Genomic DNA, 22,822 nt, shown 5'->3' on the forward strand with positions numbered 1-22,822 from the left:
TGCAACGACTTCAAAAAAAAACCGGCCATCGTGAAGAAGGCCGGTTGTCAGTTCTGGCATAAAAATACGTTGTGTGAATTAACGCACCGCGCCACGCAAAAACATGTCTACGGCGCTGCTCACCATCTGACGGATTTCCGCAATGTCCAGCGGCGCGGGGTTACGCTGATAAAGGCGCGTGTTGGTTTGCGCGGTTACCAGCGCCAGAAATTGGACGGCACGCAGATGCGCATCGGCCTGCACCAGTTGCCCTCTTTCCATCGCACTGGCCAGGAATTTTGCCAGGATATCGACGCTTTCCCGTGGCCCGGCGTCATAAAACAACGTGCCGATATCAGAATGGCCAGACTCGGCGAGCACCATGCGATACACCGCCAGCGCCGAGGCGTCATTGGTGAGCACCAGTAACATTCTCTCACCAAAGCGGGTGAGAATGGTCTCGAGACTGGCATCCGTCCACGCGCTGGTCAGGTCGCTGACGGCGTCGGAAAGGTGCCCGGTGGCATACGCTTTCACCACCGCCACCAGTAAGGATTCTTTTGACGGAAAATAGCTGTAGAGCGTAGCTTTTGAACCGCCCAGACGCCGGGCAAGTTCATTCATAGATGCGCGTTCGTATCCGGTTTCCTGAAACAGTTGCGCTGCGGCATCGATGATTGCCTCCCTGCGGGCTTCGGTGCGAACTTTCATCTTCTCTCCTGATATTGCTTTACGGCCCCGGTCATAATCACGGCGATAAAACTGTACGGTACAGTTTGCTGATTCCCCACTCTAACCACGGGTTTGCAGGTTGTAAAGCGTCCTTCATAGCCCATTTTTCAGAACGAATTGCAAAGATTTCGTTAAGAAGCGCATTTTTATTTACCATTTTGTTGATAACAATTATCAGTATCATTATCATTCGCACCAAGCTGAAGTGGGTCAGGACTGTAATTTAACCCATATTTTATAAGGATAACGGCTTTTCACGGAAGAATAAGACAGATGACATACGCGTCTGAATTTGTCGAAAGGCAGTAAATGCGAGCAGAACTTAAAAAATTAAGTGCAGGGCTAAAAACAAATGTTCAAATCCTTTACACAGCAGGGTTTGGTGAAAAACGTCATTTTCATGGGGACGATTCTCACCACCACTTTTAACGTAAACGCAGCGGAAGCCGTTAAAGACAATACCGATCTGACACAGAACAAAGCACAGTCTTCAGAAACCATCAAAAAGAAACCGGTGGTGCGCAGTGCTAAGGATCTGGCACAGAACAACGAAGAAGTGATGACCGTCACCGGCGTCGCTCCGGATAAAACGCCGGGCTCGAAAACCACCATCACTGCGGCAGATATGCAAAAACGTGGCGGTAATGATTTCGGTTCTATCATGCGTTATGAGCCGCTGATCACTGCGACCGGTTCCAGTGGCGGCTCCGGCAACGGCAAAAGCGGCTTCGACCGCAGCGGTTACACCGGCTATAACATTCGTGGTCTGGAAAGCAACCGCGTCAGCATCGACGTCGACGGCATTCCGCAGCCAAACGCCACCGGCCGCAGCTATGCAAGCCGTGCGGGTCTGGGCACATCCGGTATCGGCCGCGATTATATCGACCCGTACATGTACGGTCAGGTGGATATCGAATCCGGTGCCACCTCAGCCAGCCGCGCGAACACGTCTATCGGCGGTGCCGTTTCCTTCCTGCCGAAAACCGCAGACGACTATCTGCGTCCGGGCAAAGAAACCTATTTCGGCTACCAGTCTGATTATGATTCTTCAAACCGTTCATGGCACAACGGCATCACTGCCGCCGCCGGTGACGAAACCCTGCGTGGCGTCGTGGCCTTCAGCCGTCGTGACGGGCAGGAAACCAGCAATAACAGCGGTACGCACGATGCTTACCCGGCGAACTGGCACTCGAACGCCATCATGACGTCCGGTATCTGGCAGCCAAACGACGAACATAAATTTACCGGCACGCTCGATTACTACGAGAAAATTAACCACACCCATTACGATGCGTGGAACAGCGCAGGCAGCTCAATTCTGGGTACCGCACAGCAGCAAAGTAACACCCGCCGCTGGGGCGCAAGCTTGAAAGACGAATGGACGCCGTTCAACGATTACGTGGATGCCCTCGTCTCGAAAGTCTATTACCAGTACACCCAGGCGCACGACAATACTTACATGCCGAACGCCAGCAAGCAGATGATGAACGTCTATTCCAACTATGACGTGAACACCTACGGTGCGGAAACCAGCTGGCTGAAAACGCTGGGTCGCCACGAGCTGAGCGCCGGGATTAACGGTCGCATCTCTAATACCGAACGTCCGTTCCGCGAAAGCCCGGATCAAAGCGTTTACACCACCATCATGCAGCCTGAAGCCAACAGCCGTTCTTACGTTCTCGGCGGCTTCCTGCAAGACACCATGAAGTTTGACCTCGACGGCCATAACTTCTCCATTGTGCCTGCGGTACGTGTGGCGTATCAGAATACGAAAGCGACAGACCTGTCCGATTTGTCTAACAGCACCGTGTCTGAAAGCCAGGTGTCGACGCTGTACGGTAAAGCCAACACCGATACGCAGGTTCTGCCATCACTGGCATTCACGTATGACATCACGCCTAAGCTGATGACTTACCTGCAATACCGTCGTGGCGCACAGTTCCCGGATGCCAGCCAGCTTTACGGTTCCTGGAACCTCGGTTCTTCTTATGCCGGTTCTCAGCAATATGCGCTGATCGGTAACACCAACCTGAAAACCGAAACCAGCAACAACTTCGAATGGGGCATGAAAGGCGAAGCCACTGAAGGCGTGACCTTCAAGACTTCCGTGTTCTACAACACGTACAAAAACTTCATCGCCAACACCCGTTATACCCGTGCGGGCAGCCCCGGCATGTTCACCAACGTCCCTTCCAATATTTATACGATTTATCAGGCCGAAAACCGCGATGAAGCGTTTATCTACGGTGGCGATATAAGTACCAAAATTAACTACGGCACATGGTTCAGCAGCGTAGACGGTCTGAGCACCTCCTTCGCACTGGGTTACGCCAAAGGTGAATCGAAATCCAGCTACGAGGGCGACAAATACGTTGATATCGACAGCGTGCCGCCAATGAAATTTGTGGCCGGTGTGGCATGGGATGATCCGTCAGGCATCTACGGAACGGCGCTGACCGCAACCTTCGTGAAAGGTAAAAAAGCCGAAGCGACCAACCGTCAGAGCTACACCAACGCCGGTACGGCGATCACGGATTCCACCACGGAATACATGAACGTGCCAGGCTACGGTTTGCTTGATGCAACGGCCTACTGGAAAGTAGCGAAAAACGTAAAACTCAGCGGTGGCGTGTATAACATCACCGACCGTAAATACTGGGATTACCTGAGCAGCCGTACCCTGACTGAAACCACCAATCAGGATGCCTACAACAAAGCGCTGGCCGTGATGCCAGGCCGCAGCTTCCAGCTGGGCGTGAATGTCGATTTCTAAGCGATAATTCATCACCTGAAAGACCTGAGCGTCATGTGAAAACATGGCGCTTTTTTTTGCATTCTTCTTTTGTGATCCCGGCGTAATCGCTATTTCCGCCGATGTTTAATAACGCGAATAATTCCTGATTTACGAATACTAAAATCAAAATAAATCCACATACAGACACAATCATCCCTATTACACTGCATCCCTGTTTTGCTTCTGCCATAAATAACCATAAGGAAAAGAAGATGAAATACCGTCAGTTGGGTCGCAGTGGATTGACCGTTTCCGCCCCCGGCATGGATAAGGTGACCTATATTGAAGACAACCTGAAATCCATCGACCTGATACTGAGTCCTCAGGATTTGTCAGAAATGGAGGCAACGCTGTCCGGCATTCACATCCAGGGTGGACGTCTGGATGATGCCTTGTTGTCTTTATCCGAATAACCCGACAGCTCGCGGCTATCCGCTGAAAAGGTCTTTGAGGATCTGATTCAGCAGATCAAACACCAGACGAACCCTCGCTGGTAACAGTGGCTGATGCGGTCGGAAAATATAAAGCTGCCACGGCTGATAGTTTAATTCCGGCAGGACATTAACCAGTTCTCCCCGCCGCACAAAGGGTCGCACTGAAATATCCGCCAGCTGGCTAAATGTTCTGCCAGCCAGCGCTGCCGATAGTTCACTGCCAATGTCGGCGGCAATAAATGAGGGCTGTGCAGGAAAAAAACTGCTGCCGTCGGCAAATTGCCAGGGCCATACCCGCCCGGAATTGCTGTTGTTCAGGGCACTGAGCGGGTAATTAAATTGCAGATCACGCAAAGATTCCGGCATTCCTGTTCGGGCGATAAGTTCGGGTGATGCCACAATATTGACACCCACCGGGCGAATGCTTTTTACAATAAAACGGTTGTCCGGCACCGTACCAATCCGGATACCGATATCAACCTGTTCATCGATAATATTCAGATGCATATCAGTCGGAAGCCACTCAATGTTGAGATGCGGATAATCCAGCAGCTGCCGCAATAAGCGACGTAAAATTTCCTGATTCTCAAACAGGGGCGGAAGCGTAATGCGCACACTGCCTGACATGTCCTGCAACTTCTGGCTTTTGTGTTCGGAAAAAAGATTTTCACTTTCCGCCAGCAACATCCCGGCCTTTGGCCAAAACTGCTGCCCGAAAGGCGTCAGTTTCATCTGACGTGTGTTACGCAAAAACAGCATTTCGCCTAACTGCTTTTCGAGCTCAGCAATGCCACGGGTGACCAGTTGCGGAGCAATGCCTAACCGGACGGCAGTTTCCCTGAACTTCAGGGTTTCGGCGGCAGTACAAAATATTCTCAGCGCATCAAGTTTATCCAGCATCAGGGTTCTCATCAGGGCGAACAGGAACATGATTATACAATAAATGGGAATTCTGAATGCACAGACAATTCATATACCAGACATAGTCAAAACAAGATAATAGTTGCCATTGAAATGGCTAAGAGGCAGCAAATGAAAGAGATCATGGTTGTGACAGGAAGTGGTTCTATCGCACAGGCAATTGCGCGCAGGGTGAGCGTCGGCAAGCATATATTACTGGCTGACATTAAACCTGAAATTGCCGAAGCGGCCGCGGCTGTCTTATCACGGGCAGGATTCGACGTCAGTACCGCGTATGTTGATACCCGTTCACGCCAGTCCATTCAGGATCTAGTCAAACAAGCCTGCACGCTGGGCGAGGTAAAAGGCGTGATTCATACCGCCGGGTTATCTCCTTCACAGGCGAAAGCACAGGACATCATCCATGTCGATTTATACGGCACAGCGGTTCTGTTCGAAGAGTTTGGGAAAGTGATTGCGAAAGGGGGTTCAGCCGTCGTCATCGGTTCACAATCCAGCCATCGTCTTGATGTGGATGCGATTTCTCAAAAAGATGCCGACCTTCTTGCTACGCTGCCGCCGGAGGCTTTACTGGCGTTACCTTTCATTAAAACCATTGATGACAGCCTGTACGCCTACCAGATTTCAAAACGCGGCAATGCATTACGCGTGATGTCCGAAGCCGTCAGATGGGGAAAACGCGGTGCCCGGCTCAACTGCATCAGCGCCGGTATTGTCTTCACTCCGCTGGCTTATGATGAGCTAAACAGTGCAGAACGCGGTGCGTTTTACCAAAATATGCTGGCCAAATCACCGGCTGGCCGCGGGGGCACGCCGGATGAGATCGGCGCACTGGCCGAATTCCTGTTCGGTCCGAATGGAACCTACATTAGCGGGAGCGATATTCTGATCGACGGCGGCGTTACCGCGTCCTATAAATACGGCGATTTAAAAGCCTGATATAACATTAAATAATCTGCGGCATTGATAAACCGTGGATTATTACCACAGCGCGCACGGCTTTCTGAAATAACTTGTTTCCACGCACGTTCACGTCTGGCATCAGTGAGTAAACTCATATTTTTGCCACCCGACATGTGAGATTACATGGAATTAATCAGAAAACCGCTCGCGCTGGCGCTTGCCCTGCTGCTGTCACCCGTCTGCGTAAACGTCACCACCCTGCTGAACTACACCGATCATGAACCGCTGGGCGGCACGCGTACCCGTTTCATCAATTTCCGGCCGACGCGTAACCGCCTGCCGGAACGCCTTCAGATTCCGCTCACGGGTTGGATCACCGGATTTCCGGCACGGTCGGTGAGCACTTCAACTTTCACGCCGTAAGTCTTTTCAATCAGATTTTCCGTGACAACGTCACGCGGATGACCGGCTGCCTGAATTTTTCCGTGTGCCACCACCAGTAAATTATCGGCGTACTGACACGCCAGATTGAGATCGTGCAACACAATGACCGTCACCCAATCCCGCGCGCGCGTTTCGCGGCGCACCAGATCCAGCAACGAAATCTGGTGTTTCAGATCTAACGCGCTGACCGGTTCATCCAGCAACATGGCTTTGGGCTCACGCATCATGACCTGCGCGAACAGCACCATTTGCCGCTGACCGCCGCTTAACGAAGCGATATCACGCCCCGCCAGATGCGCAATTCCCGCCTGTTCCAGCCGTTCCATGGCGGCGGCCAGGGTTTCATCATCGATGTGCAGCGAAAGCTTACCGAGCCGCCCGAGGACCACCACTTCCAGCACCGTCAGCGCGATATCGGCGGCGGTATCCTGCGGAAGATAGGCAAAGGTGTCCCGCCAGCCATGCAGGAATTTCCCGCGCGCTTTCCCCGGCAATAAAGTCTGCCCGGCAAACCTGACCTGCCCCTGAGCCAGCGCCAGTTCGCCAAACATCGCGTTCAGTAACGTGGTTTTACCGGTCCCGTTCGGGCCGATGATCACGTGAATTTTTCCGGCCTCAAGCTGCGTGCTGACCCCGGCAATAATGCTGCGCCCCTGCCGGTCGACGCCGACATTTTCCAGCTGGATCATAAGCTCCTCCTGCGTGGTGCAAAAATCAGCCAGAGCAGGAACGGCACGCCCACAATCGCGGTCACAATCCCGACCGGGAACAACGCGCCGGGCACGATGGACTTCGATAACACCGACGCCGCCGACAGCATCAGCGCGCCCGCCAGAACGGACATCGGCATTGCGAAACGCTGATCCTCTCCCACCACCATGCGGGCAATGTGCGGCGCAACCAGCCCGATAAACCCGATGACGCCGACAAAACTGGTCGCCGTCGCGGTCATCACCGCCACGATAATCAGGATTTTCATCCGCAACCTCCGCACGTTAACGCCGAGGCTCAGCGCGCGCATTTCACCCATACGCAGCGCCGCCAGTTTCCACGAATCTGCCATCAGCATCAGGCAACAGATCAGCGTGGTCGCCAGCGTCGGCCAGGTGGCTTTGGTCAGACTGCCGAACAGCCAGAATAAAATTTGCTGAGAAAGTTCAGGCGAGGACAAAAACTGGATCAGCGAAAGCAGCGACTGGAACAGAAACAGCAGCGCAATCCCGCCCAGAATAATGGTTTCCGTTCTGACCGTTCGCATCGAGGCCAGCATGAACAGAAACAGCGCCGCAATCATCGAAAAGAGAAACGCGCCGATCGGCACAGAAATCATGGGATTCAGCCCGAATCCGCCAAATGCCAGACTCAGCGCTGCGCCAAATCCGGCCGCCGCTGCCATCCCTAAGGTGTACGGGCTGGCCATCGGGTTGTTGAGCAGCGTTTGCATCTGTGCGCCGCCTGCGCCCAGCGCGGCACCGACGACCAGCGCCATCAGCGCCATCGGCAAACGGAATTCACGCACGATGGCATCGGTCATGGCGGCGCGTTCGCCGATCCCGGTCAGCGAGCAGATCACCTCGGACGGCGACAGCATTGACGGGCCGGTGGCGATATCAAAGACCAGGCTGACAGCGGTGATCAGCAGAAACAGAAACACGTAGCGCCAGCGCTTACGTTCGCGCGCGCGATGCGCGGTAATCGCCTCGCGGCGGCCAGCAGAAGTCGTCATAAAAATTCCCTGTCAGAAAACGAAAGAAGCGCTGCTCATGGCAGCGCTTCAGATGGAAGTCAGTGGTGTAATCAGTCTTTCAGGCCAACCACGAACGTGCCTTCCGGCGTCACTGGCAGGTATTTTTTGTAGAAGTTCAGATAGTTCGCCAGCGGATCCAGGTCTTTAAACTGTTCCGGATACAGCTGTTTTGCCATGTACTGCACCATCGCAAAATCTGAAATCGTGCGCGACGCCCCCTGATACACGCCGAATAACTGCCCTTTCTGAATCGCCGGTAATTCGATCCAGCCACGACGGTTTTCAAAGCCTTTCAGCTTCGCGCGCGCTTCGGTTTTGCTGATGCCGACACCCATCGGTAAAGCCGCCGGGTTTTTGTTGTTTTCACGCCCGGAGATAAAAATAGCGTCCGGCTTTGAGGCCAGTACCTGCTCAGGGTTAATCGGGCCCCACCACTCGACAAACGGCGCAGCAATGTTGTCACCCCCGGCGGCGGTCGCCATCGCGCCCCACATGTTCTTGCCGTAGGTGAAGGAGTATTCCTCCGGCCCTTTGTTACCGAATTCTACGTACACTTTCGGTTTAGGTTTGCCGGACGCGGCAATGCGGTCAGCCACATTTTTCAGCGACGACGCATACAATTCCGCCATTTCTTTCGCGCGCGCTTCCTGCCCGGTCAGTGTGCCTAACACACGGGTAGACGCGACGTGGCGCTCCACGGTCTGGGCATTGTAATCAATCACCACCACCGGAATGCCTTGTTTTTCAATACGCTGCACATCCCCGCCCAGCGACTTAAACTGCCAGTCGGCGAGCACCACCAGATCCGGATTCAGGCTCAGCACTTTCTCGACGGAGAAGCTTTGTGCCTCGACTTCCCCGACGTCCGGGATATTTTTCAGCGACGGACGGTGCGCAACGTGCAAATTCCAGTTAGCCGGCACCCAGCCTTCCCATGCCTCGCGTGAGATGCCCACAACATGGTCATAAGCTTTTTCGCCGCCGACCGACATGTAATCTTCAAAGTAAAAACCCACCACCACACGTTTCGCCGGCAGATCGACTTTCACTTCGCGACCAATCACGTCGGTCAGGGTTTTGATTTCAGCAACAGCTGAGGTGCTGGCAGCCAGCGTGGCAAAAGATAACGCGCAGGCGAGCAGGCGCAGTTTACAAGAATGAGTCGTCATGAATTTCAGTTTCCCCGAGCAAGTAGAACAATTTAAATGAAAATGATTATCAATTATGTTTGACGCTTTTATTTACACAATTAAACATTTTCTTTCAAGTGTTTTAACACCTCCCTGCAAAACAACGACTCATAACTGAACCCACCTGTACATTTTCTTGACATAGGAATTTTATTACCCCATAAATGTACCGTACTGTACGGTTTGATGAAAAAGCAAACTGACATCCCGCTGCATTTTTCAAAAGAAGGTAAGACGTATGTCTGCGTTAACAAACGGCTATTCGCTGGCAGCTTTGATTTCTTTAGGTTTATTAACGGGGTGCGCGAGTACCCAGCCTGTGCCCTACACCGGGGTCACCTCTTCTTCCCAGATGAAACCTGATACGCAGGATGAATCCGGGCATATCGCGTTCAGCTACAACACGCCGGTTGACTGGAATAAATATTCCCGCGCCATTGTGGATCCGGTGGTGATTTATCAGGGATCGGATGCCCAGTTCGATGACGTTTCTCCTGAACAAAAACAACAACTGGCGGCGCACATGCAGCAGGTCTTCGGCAAAAGCGTGGCGGAACGGTTCCCGCTGACCAACGCCATCACGCCGGGCACCTTGCGCATTCGTCTGACGTTGACCGGCGCGGAAACCAGCACGCCGTTTGTCGGAACGTTCACCCGTTTTGACCTGATGGGCGGGCCGTACAACATCGTGCAGTCCATCCGCGGCAAACAAGGATCGTTTACCGGCTCGGTGAGTTATGCGGTGGAAATCTACGATGCACCGACCAATCAGCTGCTCAAATCCTATATCTCCCGCCAGTACCCGAACTCACTGAATATCGGGGCGACTTTTGGCGCACTGAGTGCGGCAGAAACCGGGCTGGAGAAAGGCGCGGATCAGTTGCAGGAACAGCTGAAATAACCGGCTGAATCAGAAAGGGCTCGTGATGAAAATCTATCCGCAGCAAATCATCTGCAAACACTGCGACAGCCTGTATACCCGACAATCCGTGCGGCCCGGTGAGGCCGCGCACTGCCCGCGCTGCCGGGCGGTGTTGTATCGAGGAAGCTGGCTGAGTCTGGAACAATGGTTTGCGCTCACGCTCACGGCGGCGCTGTTTTTTATCATCGCCAATGTTTTTCCGGTGCTGCAAATCGGCTTCCACGGTCAGTCGCAGGCGGCTACGTTATGGCAAACCGCCATGGCGCTGGCGCACAGTTATGCGTCGCCGCTGGCCATTCCCGTCGCGCTGCTGATTATCGTCTGCCCGTGCCTGCAAATCCTGCTGCTCGGCTGGGTGTTATTTCATGCGTGCAGAAAAAAAACCGCCCCCGGCTTTGCCTCCGCCATGCGTTTGCTCGCCGGACTGGCACCGTGGAGCATGGCGGAAGTCGCGCTGCTGAGTATTCTGATTGCCGCCATCAAACTCTCCGGACTGGTTGAAATCACCACCGGCCCCGGCACCTGGGCGTTACTCGGGTTATGTCTGTTGTTACCGGTGATCAATCATCAGGATTTCCAGCCACTGTGGACACTCAAAACCCTCCGGGGCCCGCGCGAATGATGCCCGTTCAGGCTTTGCCGCAGGGGCTCGTCCGCTGCCACGTTTGCGGGCTGGTCTGCGAACAGGTTTCCGGCGTTCACCGCCTGCCGTGCCCGCGCTGTGATGCGGCGCTGCACCCGCGCCAGCCGGACAGCCGCAGCCAGTCCTGGGCTTTTCTGCTGACCGCCCTGCTGCTGTATTTACCCGCCAATTTGCTGCCGGTGATGTACAGCTCATATGCCGGTCACGGCAGCGAAAATACCCTTCTGGGCGGCATCGCGGAGTTTTGGGCGTCAGGTTCATACGGCGTCGCCACCGTGATTTTCATCGCCAGCATGGTCGTGCCTTGCACTAAATTCCTGATCCTCGGCGGGCTGCTGCTTGTCGCCGGAAAAGGCGACGCGAAAAGCCGTGTTCGCCGCGCACGCCTGTACCGCCTGACGGAATATATCGGTTACTGGTCGATGCTCGACGTCATGGTCGTGGCACTGGTCGCCGCACTGGTGCAGTTCCCCGGTTTCAGCAGTGCCGAACCGCGCATCGGCATTGTCTTTTTTGGCGCAGTGGTGATGTTTACCCTGCTGGCCGCGATGAAGTTCGACCCGCGTTTGATTTGGGAAAATAACCAGAATGACTGAGCACGTTTCTCCACCCCCTGAGATCACCCCGCGCCGCTGGCGTCCGTCGCTGGTCTGGCTGGTACCCGCCACCGCCGCCGTGATCGGGCTGTTTCTGTTCTTCCAGCTGTGGGCATCCGCCGGGCCGGAGATTTCGATTACCTTCCAGACCGCCAGCGGCTTGCAGGCTGGCAAAACCGAAGTGAAATACAAAGACGTCACCATCGGCCTGGTGAAATCCATCATCCTCAGCCCGGACAGCCAGCGCGTACTCGTGACAGTGTCACTGATGAAAAATGCCGAAAGTCTGGCGAAAGCCGATACCCGATTTTGGGTCGTGCGCCCGCGCGTCGGCATGGGTGGCATTTCGGGTATTGATACCCTGCTTTCCGGCGCGTACATCAGCCTCGATACCGGCAAATCGGACAAAACCGGCTCTGTTTTTCAGGGGCTGGAATCGCCACCGGCGGTCATCAACGGTATGCCCGGCAGGCAATTTGAAGTGGTGGCGGACGATCTCGGTTCGCTGGATATCGGTTCTGCCGTGTATTACCGCCGCGTGCCCGTGGGCCGGGTGTCATCTTACGCACTGCGCCCGGACGGCAAAGGCGTCAGCCTGAACGTGTTTATCGACGCGCCCTATGACCGTTTCGTCACGCCCGCCACCCGCTTCTGGAATGCCAGCGGGCTGGATTTATCCCTCGATTCCGAAGGATTACAGCTGAAAACGCAGACCATGGCGTCGGTCATTGCCGGCGGCATTGCCTTTGCCAACCCGCCGGACGCCAAAGCCGCCACCCCGTCACCGGATCTCAGCGTTTTTACGCTGGCCGACGATCAGGCATCCGCGATGGCACCGCAGGACGGCACGCCGCAAATTCTTCAATTGCGTTTCCAGCAATCCTTACGCGGGATGAAAACCGGCGCGCCGGTGGAATTCTCCAGCGTGAAACTTGGCAAAGTGACGGCAATCGATCTGGATTACGAGCCTGCCGGTTCACGTTTTATCTCGGTGGTGACGATCGAGGTTTACCCGAACCGCTTAGGTCAGGTGCTGGAAAAACTGCCCAAACCGGAAAAAGACGCCCAGAAACAGGCCGCCGCTTTTCTGCGTGACATGGTGCAACACGGCCTTCGCGCGCAGGCACGCACCGGGAATTTACTGACCGGTCAGCTGTATATTTCGCTCGATTTCATCCCGAATGCCGTGCCGGTTGCTTACGATATCAGCGCCAGACCGCTGCGCATTCCAACGCTGAATGGCGGATTTGATCACCTTCAGGAACAGCTGGCGACGCTCATCGGCAAGGTGTCGAAAATGCCCATTGAGTCGATTGGCAATAATCTCAACGCCACGCTGGGCAATCTCAACCAGACGCTGATTCAGGTGAACAGACAGGTTCTGCCACAAACCACGCAGACACTGAGTACGATGAATCAGACCCTGACCACCGCCCAAACCTTGCTGGCGGAGGATTCGCCGCTGCTGCAAACGCTGGCTGAATTCCAGCGCACGTTGTATTCCCTGCGTACCCTGACCGGCCTGCTGATCCGTCAGCCGCAGGCACCGTTAACCGGCAGATCGGATGATCAAAAGGAACAGCCATGAAACTTGCCCGAACCGTCAGCGCGGCATTTGCCCTGCTGGTTTTAACCGGCTGCGCGTCTTCCGCACCGCACTATTACACGCTGACTACCGCTGCCGCCGATGCCGTACCTGCGGATGTCAGTCCCGCGCCTTTTGTACTGCGCCTGAAGCCGGTCAGCCTTGCGGAACGGCTCAATCAGCCGCAGCTGATGGTGCATCAGCGCAACGGCGAACTGCTGATGTCGGATAACGCACTCTGGGCTGCGCCGCTGCCCGAGGAGATCCGTGCGGCGCTGACCGCCCGGCTTGAACATTCTCTGAATACCACGGACATCGGTGCGCTGACGCCACCGGCAGACAAGCCGGTTATTGGCATTCGCGTGGCCGTTGATCAGTTCGACGTCTGGCAAGGTGAGAAAGCGACGATAGCCGCCACCTGGCAGCTGGATTTCGGCAATGAAAGCGGGCAACTCACCTGTCAGACGCAGCATCAGCGTGCAATACCGGGCAATACTCAGGCGCGCGTGATTATTCAGCAAAAACTGGTGCAGGACGTGGCAGACGACATCGCCGTTTCGGTTCTCCGGCACCGTTGCGGCTGACTTTTTCGCAATGCTTACAGTGTAAAAACGGCCTGCGTCACATTATTTTTCAAAATGTTTTAATTCAATAAGTTAGAGGTATTGAAAAGCGTTAAGTTTTGTCAGTGCGGCTAAAAGCGCACTGATAGCGTGACTTTAAAACCTTTATAAAACAGTGGATTAACGCAATTTTTACACTTAGTTTTTACTCAAGAACTATCTTGACCCATAAACATCACAAGATATATCTTGAGGCCATTCCGGTTCATGGCAGAAGGCAAAACCGATGACCCACTCAGGGCCCACCGCCCGCCGCAAAAGCAAGCTGTTTACGCGTCAGGAACTGACGTTATTTGTGCTGCATCTTATCCAGATCAACCCGGCACACGGTTATGAAATCATTAAAACTATCGAAGGCTATTCGATGGGCGCGTATATCCCCAGTCCCGGCGTGATTTACCCGATTCTGACGCTGATCGTTGAAGAGGGTTTCGCTACCGCCACCGACATTGAAGGCGGTAAAAAACAGTTCACGATGACCTCTGCCGGTTCTGAATTCCTGCTGCTCAAAAGAAAAGAAATTCGCGTTATTGAAGAAAAAATGAAAACGCGGGTCATTGAAAATAATCCCCCACCTGCGCCGGAACTGATTTATGCCATAGAGAATTTAAAAATCACGGTACGGGCTAAATCGTATAACGGAGAAATGACACCGGAGAAATACGCCAAAATTATTGAATACGTCAACGAAGCGACACGAAAGATTAACGAACTGTAAGACGCCTGTTTTCCAAAACCTGACATTTAGCATTTCGTTTAAATAAACCTGACGTAATCCTCACTGTTTTATTTCGATAGAACGGCCAGGGATTCTTTTTGCCTTTTTTTTATTTCGTTATTATTTACGGACACCAAAATGCCATCAAGACTTTTGCCATTACTCATTATTCTGGGGCTGAGCGGATGTGATAATTCGCAAACGGCTCAGCAATCTCCTCCGCCCGTTGACGTCGGCGTCGTTACGCTAAAAACGCAATCGTTTAATCTGGTCAGCGAATTAACCGGGCGCACCACCGCGACATTAACCGCCGATGTGCGCCCGCAGGTCGGCGGGCTGATTCAGAAACGTTTATTCACCGAAGGCGAAACGGTCAAAGCCGGTCAGGCGTTATACCAGATTGACCCGTCCTCTTATAAAGCCACCTATGATCAGGCCGCCGCTGCGCTGAAAAGTGCCAAAGCCCTGGTGATTTCCGATTGCCAGAAAGCCAAACGCTACGCGGTGCTGGTGAAGGAACAGGGCGTGTCGCAGCAGGACGCCGAAGACGCGCAGTCAGCCTGTGCGGAAGATCGAGCCAGCGTGGATGAAAAAGCGGCAGCGCTGGAAACGGCAAAGATTAATCTCGACTGGACGCGCGTCACCTCGCCGATTGCGGGGCGGATTGGCATTTCATCCGTCACGCCGGGCGCGCTGGTCTCTGCCGCGCAGGACACCGCGCTGGCTACCGTGCGTAATCTCGATTCCATGTTCGTGGATCTCACCCGCTCCAGCGCGGATTTACTGGCCCTGCGCAAACGCGCGCTGGCGACCAACAGCGACACTTTAAGCGTGACGCTGACGCTGGAAGACGGTTCGGTATATCCCGTAAAAGGCCGTCTGGAGCTGACCGAAGTGGCCGTCGATGAAGCCACCGGCTCCGTGACGTTGCGCGCCGTGTTCCCGAACCCGAAACATGTGCTGCTGCCGGGGATGTTTATCCGTGCTGACGTCGATGAAGGCGTGGTCGAAAACGCCATTCTCGCGCCGCAGCAGGGCATCACCCGCGATGCCAAAGGCGATGCCACCGCGCTGGTGGTCACCGCAGACAACAAAGTCGAACAACGTGACGTGATTACCGGCGACGCCAGCGGCACAAACTGGCTGATCCTCAAAGGATTACAGGCGGGCGACCGCGTGCTGGTGGAAGGCAGCGACAAAGTCGCAACCGGCGACACCGTCAAACCAGTGGAAGTGAATAACGACGCAGCCGCCACCCAAAGCACAGAAGGAGCCGCCTGATGTTCTCCCGCTTCTTTGTGCGTCGCCCGGTTTTTGCCTGGGTGATTTCCATTCTGATCATGATGGCCGGGGTCATGGCGATCCGCACGCTGCCGGTCGCGCAGTACCCGGACGTCGCGCCGCCCTCCGTTAAAATCAAAGCGACCTATTCAGGCGCATCCGCTGAAACGCTGGAAAACAGCGTCACGCAGGTCATCGAGCAGCAACTGACCGGCCTGGATAATCTGCTCTATTTCAGCTCCAGCAGCAGTTCCGACGGCTCTGTGGATATCACGGTGACGTTCAAACAGGGCACCAATCCGGATACCGCACAGGTTCAGGTACAGAACAAAGTGCAGCAGGCCGAATCGCGCCTGCCGACGGAAGTCCAAACCGCAGGCGTGACCGTCACTAAATCACAGTCCAACTTCCTGCTGATCATGGCGGTGTATGACAAAACCGACAAAGCCACCAGTTCGGATATCGCCGACTGGCTGGTGAGTAACATGCAGGATCCGCTGGCGCGTATCAGCGGCGTCGGCAGTTTGCAGGTGTTCGGCGCGGAATACGCCATGCGCATCTGGATGGACCCGACCAAACTGGCGGCTTACGACCTGATGCCGTCTGACGTTCAGACCGCGATTGAAGCGCAAAACGTACAGATTTCTGCCGGTAAAATCGGCGGTTTGCCGTCTTCCAGTACTCAGCAACTGACCGCCACCGTGCGTGCGCAGTCACGCCTGCAAACGCCGGAACAGTTCCGCAATATCATCGTAAAAGGCAATACCGGCGGCGCGATTGTTCGTATCAGTGACATCGCGCGTGTCGAAATGGGCAGTGAAGATTACACCGCAACGTCCCAGCTGAACGGTCATCCGGCCGCGGGGATGGCGGTCATGCTGTCGCCGGGTGCCAATGCGCTCGACACCGCCACGCTGGTGAAAAATACCATCAGCGAATACCAGCGCAGTATGCCGAAGGGCTATGACATCGCGTATCCGAAAGACAGCACCGAATTCATTAAAGTGTCGGTGCAGGACGTGATCAAAACGCTGGTCGAAGCCATCGCACTGGTGATCGTGGTGATGTATCTGTTTATGCAGAACCTGCGCGCCACGCTTATTCCTGCGCTGGCGGTACCGGTAGTGTTGCTCGGGACGTTCGGCGTGCTGGCGTTGTTCGGCTATTCGATCAACACCCTGACGCTGTTTGCGATGGTGCTGGCGATCGGTTTGCTGGTGGATGACGCGATTGTGGTGGTGGAAAACGTCGAGCGAATCATGCGCGATGAAGGGCTTTCTGCCCGCGATGCCACCGAGAAATCGATGGGTGAAATCTCCGGCGCGCTGGTGGCGATTGCCCTGGTGCTCTCCGCCGTCTTCCTGCCGATGGCCTTTTTCGGCGGTTCCACGGGCGTGATTTACCGCCAGTTCTCGGTCACGATTATCTCGGCGATGGCGCTTTCTGTTGTGGTCGCGCTGACCCTGACACCCGCGCTGTGCGGCGCTTTCCTGCGCCATAAACCGCAATCAACCACCGGCTTCTTTGGCGGCTTCAACCGTCTGTATTCGCGCACGGAGCACCGCTATGAAAATGGCGTTACGCACGTGCAGCGACGCCCGGTCGCGATGGTGCTGATTTACGGCGCGATGGCGGCGCTGATGGGCTTGCTGATGTGGCAACTGCCGACCAGCTTCCTGCCGTCCGAAGATCAGGGCGAGATTATGGTGCAGTACACCCTGCCCGCGGGCGCAACGGCAAACCGCACCGAAGCGGTGAATTCCCGCGTCACGCAGTGGTTTATGGATAAAGAAAAAGACAATACCAACGTCATTTTCACCATCACCGGCTTTAACTTCAGCGGCAGCGGCCAGAACGCCGGGATGGCCTTCGTCTCTCTCAAAAACTGGGACGACCGCCCCGGCACGGCCAATACCGCGCAATCCATCGCCGGACGCGCCATGAAAGATCTCGCGGTGATCCGCGATGCCAAAGTCATTGCCATGACACCGCCGTCGGTGGACGGTCTGGGGCAAAGTAACGGCTTCACCTTCGAGCTGATGTCCACCGGCGGCACCAGCCGCGACGAACTGCTTAAACTGCGGACAGAACTGCTGGCACTGGCGGCGAAAAGCCCCGAGCTGCAATCCGTCCGCGCCAACGATTTACCGCAGATGCCGCAGCTTCAGGTGGATATCGACAACAACAAAGCCGTGGCGCTCGGGTTAACGCTGAGTGACGTCACCGATACGCTGAGCAGCGCGTGGGGCGGAACCTATGTCAATGATTTTATTGACCGTGGCCGCGTAAAAGAAGTGTACATCCAAAGCGACAGTCAGTTCCGTTCCAAACCCGCTGACCTGAATAAATGGTTTGTCCGCAGCAGCGACGGCACCAGCATGACGCCGTTCTCCGCGTTTGCCACCACGCACTGGACCTACGGCCCGGAAAGTCTGGCGCGCTACAACGGCTCAACGTCTTATGAGATTCAGGGTGAAAACACCGACGGCTACAGCTCCGGCGCGGCCATGGCAAAAATGGAAGCGCTGGCGGACAAACTCCCGGCCGGTTCCACCTGGGCCTGGAGCGGTTTGTCGTTGCAGGAAAAGCTCGCCAGCGGGCAGGCGCTGAGTCTTTACGGCATCTCGATTCTGGTGGTGTTTCTGTGCCTCGCCGCGCTGTACGAAAGCTGGTCTGTCCCCTTCTCCGTCATTCTGGTGATCCCGCTCGGTCTGCTGGGGGCCTCCCTTGCCGCCGAACTGCGCGGGCTGAATAACGACGTGTATTTCCAGGTCGCGTTGCTGACCACCATCGGGCTTTCGTCGAAAAACGCCATCCTGATCGTTGAATTCGCCGAGGCGGCGCTCAAACAGGGCAGCACCTTAACGGCGGCGGCGCTCTCTGCGGCGCGGACCCGTCTGCGCCCGATTCTGATGACTTCACTGGCCTTTATCGCCGGGGTCATGCCGCTGGCGGTTGCAACCGGCGCGGGGGCTAACAGCCGTATCGCCATCGGGACCGGCATTATTGGCGGCACCGTGACCGCCACAATACTGGCTATTTTCTTTGTTCCGCTGTTCTTCGTTCTGGTGAAAAAAGTCTTCACCGGCCACAAAGACGCGCAGGAGTCAGCATGATTTTTCGTCTGAGTATTATTTCGTTGTCGTTCCTGCTGGCCGGTTGTCTTTCACTGGATCCGCACTACCAGCGCCCTGCCGCGCCGGTGCCTGCCGTCTGGCCTGCGCAGGGAACGCCGCCTGCGGCCACGACCGTGCTGGCCGACTGGCAACACATCATGACCGATTCGCGCCTCAATGCCGTGGTGGCGAAAGCGCTGACCAGTAACCGGGATTTGCAGGAAGCGATTGCCGATATCGAAGCGGCGAAAGCGCTCTACGGGGAGCAGCGCGCGAGCCTGTTCCCGACGGTGGATGCGGAACTGACGCAAACCCGCAGCCGCACGCAGGACGCAGGGGTTTCAAGCTCTGCGACAGCAGACGGCGCGGTGAGCAGTTTTGAGATTGATTTATTTGGCCGCAACCGCAGCCTGAGCACGGCGGCGAAAGAAACCTGGCTGGCCAGTGAATCCACCGCACAGAACACCCGCCTGACGCTGATTGCCGAAACCAGCACTGCCTGGATCACGCTGGCGGCGGATAACAGCAACCTGAAACTGGCGCAGGACACCCAAAAAAGCGCGGCCGATTCACTGCGTATCACGCAGTTGCGCCAGAAAGAAGGCGTGGCGTCCGGGCCGGATGTCAGCGAATCCATGGCGGTGTATCAGTCTGCCCGCGCCAGCGTCGCCAGCTATCAGACGCTGGTCGCGCAGGACATCAACGCCCTGAACCTGCTGGTGGGAGAAACCGTGCCGCAAAATCTGCTGCCGGGCACGCTGGAAGATCTCTCACCAAAAGCCATCGCGCTGGTGCCCGCCGGTGTTTCGTCCTCCGTATTACTGCGTCGCCCGGACGTCCAGGAAGCCGAACATAACCTCAAAAGCGCCAACGCGGATATCGGCGCAGCAAGGGCAAACTTCTTCCCGACGTTGTCACTCACCGCCAGCGCAGGGGTCGGCAGCAGTTCGCTGTCGAACCTGTTCAGCCACGGTGCCAACGTCTGGTCATTCGCCCCCAGCCTGACGCTGCCGCTGTTCACGGGTGGCAGCAATACCGCACAACTGCGTTACGCTGAAGCCGAGAAAAAAGGCCTGATCGCTGCGTATGAAAAATCCATTCAGAGCGCGTTCAAGGACGTTGCTAACGCCCTCGCCCGCCGTGCAACCCTCAGCGAACAACTGGATGCCCAGCAGCAATATGTCGCCGCGTCGCAACGCAGTTATGACCTGGCGCGCCGCAGCTATGAAACCGGCGCAGGCGATTACCTCACCGTGCTCACCGACCAGCGCTCGCTGTGGTCAGCACAGGTGGATCTGATTGCCTTACAGCAAACCGATTTCGAAAACCGTATTACGCTGTGGCAGTCGCTGGGTGGTGGGGTGAAATAACGCGAAGAGTTCTGAGAGATATATTGAATACCGCAGAAATGCGGTATTTTTTTGGCTATAAAACAGGGACGTTGAGGATAAAAAATAGAATGGGAATCAGATGATAAATATAGAATAAAAAAAAGGGACCGTACAGGGCCGGCCCCAAAAAGGAAGAACTCCAACAGTATTATAATGGCATGATGTTTTACCATAAATGGTTGCTCAATAAACATCATGCACGTATTATAATTGATCGCCTATCTGTTTCCATCCTCATTACGTCTGTATAAAGTAATAACTTCGTAAGCCGGTAATAGTATCACCAGGTTTTCCCGATATTAAACTGGAACTGTTCCGCGCTGTCGCCTTCATATTTCACCAGCGGTTGCGCATACGAGAATACCAGCGGACCTAACGGCGATTGCCATTGCAGTGAAATACCGCTGGAAACACGAATATGCGTCGGGTCACTGTAATCGGGAATACCCGCCGCTTCCGTCGCCGCCGTATTTTGCCATTTCGTATCCCACACCGTACCGGAATCCACGAAGAACGACGTTCGCACGGAACTGGCGTATTTTTCACTGATAAACGGCGTCGGTACGTACAGCTCTGCGCTGGCAATCGCCATCGCATTCCCGCCGACGGCATCGGTCGATTTTGTCACCGGACAGGTGGAATACGAGGTATCAACGCTGGCACATTTGTAATATGCCGCTTTCGGGCCGATGGTGTTGGACGAGAATCCGCGCACCGAGGTGGAGCCGCCCGCGTAGAAGTTATCGTAGAACGGTACGTCGTTGCCGCCCAGTCCGGCGGCGTAACCGGCTTTGGCGCGGCCCATCAGCACCCAGTCGGATTTGTCGCTCAGCGGGATGTAATGGTTGGCATCAAACGTGATTTTGTAATAACTGTCGTCCGAGCCCGGCGTGGTGACTTTTGCACTTAAACTGGCGCGCGTGCCCGACGACGGGAAGAAGCCACGGTTGAGATCGTTGTACGCCCAGCCGACGCTGGCGAAGAAGTCGTTGGTGCGTAACTCCGCCGTGCTGTTGCCGGAAGTCACGATCCCCGGTTGTACGCCGCTGGAATTGAGATAGCGCCACACCGCCACCTGCGGTTCCATGTCGCTCAGCGTGCTGTGAACGTAATCCAGCCCCAGGTTCAGCGTATTGTCTTCGCTGACCGGCAGACCGAGATTCACGCCAGTGCCGTAGCTTTGCAGGTTATAGGCGGCCAGATCGTTGTCTGAGGCGTCGTAGTGATTGTAGAAGACTTTGCCGCCCAGACTGACGCCATCGACCGTGTAATACGGGTTGGTCGCCGAGACTTCGACATACGTCTGGTAGGAATTGCGCGTGCCGCTAAAACTGACCGTGTTGCCGCTGCCGAGCCAGTTATCCTGCGTCACACCCAGCTGATAGCTGATGCCGCTGTCCGTGCCGTAACCCACGCCGACATTGAATGTCCCGGTGTTCCGCTCTTTGACTTTGTACACCACGTCAACCTGATCGGTGGAACCCGGCACCGGCTGCGTATCGACGTCTACCGTCTCGAAATAGCCGGTGCGGTTCAGGCGGTCTTTGCCTTTTTGCACCAGATCGTTGCCCAGCCACGCGCCTTCCATCTGCCGCATCTCACGGCGCAGCACTTGATCTTTCGACGTGTCATTGCCTTCAAAACGGATCCGGCGCACCGAATAACGGTTTCCGGCATCCACGTTAATATGCAGTTTGACGGTTTTATCGGCGTCATTAATCTCGCTTTGCGTGGTGACGTGCGGATAAGCATACCCGTAACGTCCCAGCATATTTTTAATATCCCCTTCGATTTTGGTGACTTTCGCGCCGTTATATAATTCACCTGCCGGAATAGCGGTCAGCGCTTCAACTTCGGCTGAATGTCCGGCCATCGAACCGGTCAGCGTCACACCGGACACTTTATATTGTGCGCCTTCGGTAATATTGACCGTAATATAAATCCCTTTCTTATCGGGCGTTAAACTGACCTGCGTGGAGTCCACGTTAAAACGCGCGTAACCCCGGTCAAGATAAAAGCTGCGCAGCGTTTCGAGGTCGCCGGACAGCTTTTGTTTTTCGTATTTTTTATCGCCGATGACGTTCCACCACGGGACTTCATCACGCAGCTGGAAATGTGCGATCAGATCGTCATTGGTGAAGGCTTTATTGCCCACGATATTGATTTGCTGGATCTTTGCCGACACCCCTTCGGTGAAGACCAGTTTCACATCCACGCGGTTACGCGGCAGCGGCGTCACCACCGCTTTCACGCTGGCGCTGTATTTACCGACGCTATAATAGAAATCCTCCAGGCCGCGTTCAATCGACGAAATACTGGTGCGATCCAGCGCATCGCCGACACGAACCCCGGAGGCCTCGAGGTTTTGTTTCAGCATGTCGTCTTTGATGGCTTTGTTGCCGGAGAAAGTAATGCTGGCGATCGTCGGCCTTTCTTTGACCTGCACAATCAGCGTGTTGCCCTCTTCCAGCACTTTCACATCGTCAAAATTCCCGGTCGCAAACAGCGACCGAATCGTCTGGCTGATATCGTCATCCGATACCGTATCTCCCACACGCACGGGGATGCTCAGCAACGCAGCGCCGACGGTCACGCGCTGCAAACCTTCGACGTGAATGTCTTTAACGACAAAGCCGTCCGCGGCAACAGCCGCCGTGCTGCTCAACAGCAGCGACGCTAAGAGTAATTTTTTCATTGTCATGTGATCCGTGCACGCCGTTTTTCAACTCACCCAATTTCCTGAAAACAAAAAAAATTTAGCTTTCAGAAGAAATAACCTCGCTAACAGACTGCAGGAAATATC

At 55.1% G+C, this 22,822-nt stretch carries 20 protein-coding genes; 13 read left to right on the plus strand and 7 right to left on the minus strand.

Features of this window, described 5'->3' with window-relative positions:
* Positions 1 to 78: 78 nt before the first annotated feature.
* The gene (locus BV494_RS23135) at positions 79 to 690 is read right to left on the minus strand and encodes a TetR/AcrR family transcriptional regulator (RefSeq protein ID WP_104925137.1); all 612 of its coding nucleotides are present in this window, start codon (positions 688 to 690) and stop codon (positions 79 to 81) included.
* 373 nt (positions 691 to 1,063) lie between these two features.
* Between BV494_RS23135 and BV494_RS23140 the strand changes: the two genes are divergently transcribed.
* Positions 1,064 to 3,484, plus strand: coding sequence for a TonB-dependent receptor domain-containing protein (locus BV494_RS23140; protein ID WP_104925138.1), 2,421 nt, complete (start codon positions 1,064 to 1,066; stop codon positions 3,482 to 3,484).
* Positions 3,485 to 3,515: 31 nt separating this feature from the next.
* On the opposite strand, the gene BV494_RS25950 is transcribed toward BV494_RS23140, so the two are convergent.
* Positions 3,516 to 3,695 carry a hypothetical protein gene (locus BV494_RS25950; protein WP_192938193.1) on the minus strand — a complete coding sequence of 60 codons (180 nt, stop codon included), beginning with the start codon at positions 3,693 to 3,695 and terminating at the stop codon, positions 3,516 to 3,518.
* 22 nt (positions 3,696 to 3,717) lie between these two features.
* On the opposite strand from BV494_RS25950, the gene BV494_RS23145 reads away from it, so the two are divergent.
* Entirely contained in the window at positions 3,718 to 3,918 is a 201-nt protein-coding gene (locus BV494_RS23145) for a hypothetical protein (protein ID WP_104925139.1), read from the plus strand.
* A 15-nt stretch (positions 3,919 to 3,933) separates the two neighbouring features.
* Here BV494_RS23145 and BV494_RS23150 read toward each other — a convergent pair whose 3' ends face one another.
* A complete protein-coding gene (locus BV494_RS23150) occupies positions 3,934 to 4,839 on the minus strand; it encodes a LysR family transcriptional regulator (RefSeq protein WP_104925292.1) in 906 nt (301 codons plus the stop codon).
* 132 nt (positions 4,840 to 4,971) lie between these two features.
* On the opposite strand from BV494_RS23150, the gene BV494_RS23155 reads away from it, so the two are divergent.
* Together BV494_RS23155 and BV494_RS25955 are read left to right on the plus strand one after the other, a co-directional pair.
* Positions 4,972 to 5,799, plus strand: coding sequence for an SDR family oxidoreductase (locus BV494_RS23155; RefSeq protein WP_104925140.1), 828 nt, complete (start codon positions 4,972 to 4,974; stop codon positions 5,797 to 5,799).
* Positions 5,800 to 5,946: 147 nt separating this feature from the next.
* Positions 5,947 to 6,186, plus strand: coding sequence for a hypothetical protein (locus BV494_RS25955; RefSeq protein WP_192938194.1), 240 nt, complete (start codon positions 5,947 to 5,949; stop codon positions 6,184 to 6,186).
* On the opposite strand, the gene BV494_RS23165 is transcribed toward BV494_RS25955, so the two are convergent.
* The 3 genes from BV494_RS23165 to BV494_RS23175 all read right to left on the minus strand — a co-directional run bounded on the left by BV494_RS23165 (position 6,114) and on the right by BV494_RS23175 (position 9,123).
* Positions 6,114 to 6,896: an ABC transporter ATP-binding protein gene (locus BV494_RS23165; RefSeq protein WP_104925141.1), complete on the minus strand. Its 783-nt coding sequence runs from the start codon at positions 6,894 to 6,896 to the stop codon at positions 6,114 to 6,116. The genes BV494_RS25955 and BV494_RS23165 overlap by 73 nt on opposite strands.
* The gene (locus BV494_RS23170; RefSeq protein WP_104925142.1) at positions 6,893 to 7,933 is read right to left on the minus strand and encodes a FecCD family ABC transporter permease; all 1,041 of its coding nucleotides are present in this window, start codon (positions 7,931 to 7,933) and stop codon (positions 6,893 to 6,895) included. The genes BV494_RS23165 and BV494_RS23170 overlap by 4 nt, the downstream gene beginning before the upstream one ends.
* 71 nt (positions 7,934 to 8,004) lie before the next feature.
* Positions 8,005 to 9,123, minus strand: coding sequence for an ABC transporter substrate-binding protein (locus tag BV494_RS23175; RefSeq protein WP_104925143.1), 1,119 nt, complete (start codon positions 9,121 to 9,123; stop codon positions 8,005 to 8,007).
* 259 nt (positions 9,124 to 9,382) lie between these two features.
* On the opposite strand from BV494_RS23175, the gene BV494_RS23180 reads away from it, so the two are divergent.
* The 9 genes from BV494_RS23180 to BV494_RS23220 all read left to right on the plus strand — a co-directional run bounded on the left by BV494_RS23180 (position 9,383) and on the right by BV494_RS23220 (position 19,998).
* A complete protein-coding gene (locus BV494_RS23180; RefSeq protein ID WP_104925144.1) occupies positions 9,383 to 10,045 on the plus strand; it encodes a DUF3313 domain-containing protein in 663 nt (220 codons plus the stop codon).
* Between the two features lie 25 nt (positions 10,046 to 10,070).
* Positions 10,071 to 10,688: a paraquat-inducible protein A gene (locus BV494_RS23185; RefSeq protein WP_104925145.1), complete on the plus strand. Its 618-nt coding sequence runs from the start codon at positions 10,071 to 10,073 to the stop codon at positions 10,686 to 10,688.
* The gene (locus tag BV494_RS23190) at positions 10,685 to 11,305 is read left to right on the plus strand and encodes a paraquat-inducible protein A (protein ID WP_104925146.1); all 621 of its coding nucleotides are present in this window, start codon (positions 10,685 to 10,687) and stop codon (positions 11,303 to 11,305) included. The genes BV494_RS23185 and BV494_RS23190 overlap by 4 nt, the downstream gene beginning before the upstream one ends.
* On the plus strand, positions 11,298 to 12,893 hold the full coding sequence (locus BV494_RS23195) for a PqiB family protein (protein ID WP_104925147.1): 1,596 nt from the start codon (positions 11,298 to 11,300) through the stop codon (positions 12,891 to 12,893). Before BV494_RS23190 ends, BV494_RS23195 begins: the two co-directional genes overlap by 8 nt.
* Entirely contained in the window at positions 12,890 to 13,474 is a 585-nt protein-coding gene (locus BV494_RS23200; RefSeq protein ID WP_104925148.1) for a PqiC family protein, read from the plus strand. Before BV494_RS23195 ends, BV494_RS23200 begins: the two co-directional genes overlap by 4 nt.
* A gap of 265 nt (positions 13,475 to 13,739) precedes the next feature.
* The gene (locus BV494_RS23205; RefSeq protein WP_104925149.1) at positions 13,740 to 14,231 is read left to right on the plus strand and encodes a PadR family transcriptional regulator; all 492 of its coding nucleotides are present in this window, start codon (positions 13,740 to 13,742) and stop codon (positions 14,229 to 14,231) included.
* 138 nt (positions 14,232 to 14,369) lie between these two features.
* Entirely contained in the window at positions 14,370 to 15,512 is a 1,143-nt protein-coding gene (locus BV494_RS23210) for an efflux RND transporter periplasmic adaptor subunit (RefSeq protein ID WP_104925150.1), read from the plus strand.
* Entirely contained in the window at positions 15,512 to 18,628 is a 3,117-nt protein-coding gene (locus BV494_RS23215; protein WP_104925151.1) for an efflux RND transporter permease subunit, read from the plus strand. Before BV494_RS23210 ends, BV494_RS23215 begins: the two co-directional genes overlap by 1 nt.
* Positions 18,628 to 19,998: an efflux transporter outer membrane subunit gene (locus BV494_RS23220; RefSeq protein ID WP_192938220.1), complete on the plus strand. Its 1,371-nt coding sequence runs from the start codon at positions 18,628 to 18,630 to the stop codon at positions 19,996 to 19,998. Before BV494_RS23215 ends, BV494_RS23220 begins: the two co-directional genes overlap by 1 nt.
* A 301-nt stretch (positions 19,999 to 20,299) precedes the next feature.
* On the opposite strand, the gene bamA is transcribed toward BV494_RS23220, so the two are convergent.
* A complete protein-coding gene (gene bamA, locus BV494_RS23225; protein ID WP_104925153.1) occupies positions 20,300 to 22,720 on the minus strand; it encodes an outer membrane protein assembly factor BamA in 2,421 nt (806 codons plus the stop codon).
* Between the last annotated feature and the right edge of the window lie 102 nt (positions 22,721 to 22,822).

It is taken from the genome of Rahnella sikkimica, assembly GCF_002951615.1.
GTDB lineage: Bacteria > Pseudomonadota > Gammaproteobacteria > Enterobacterales > Enterobacteriaceae > Rahnella > Rahnella sikkimica.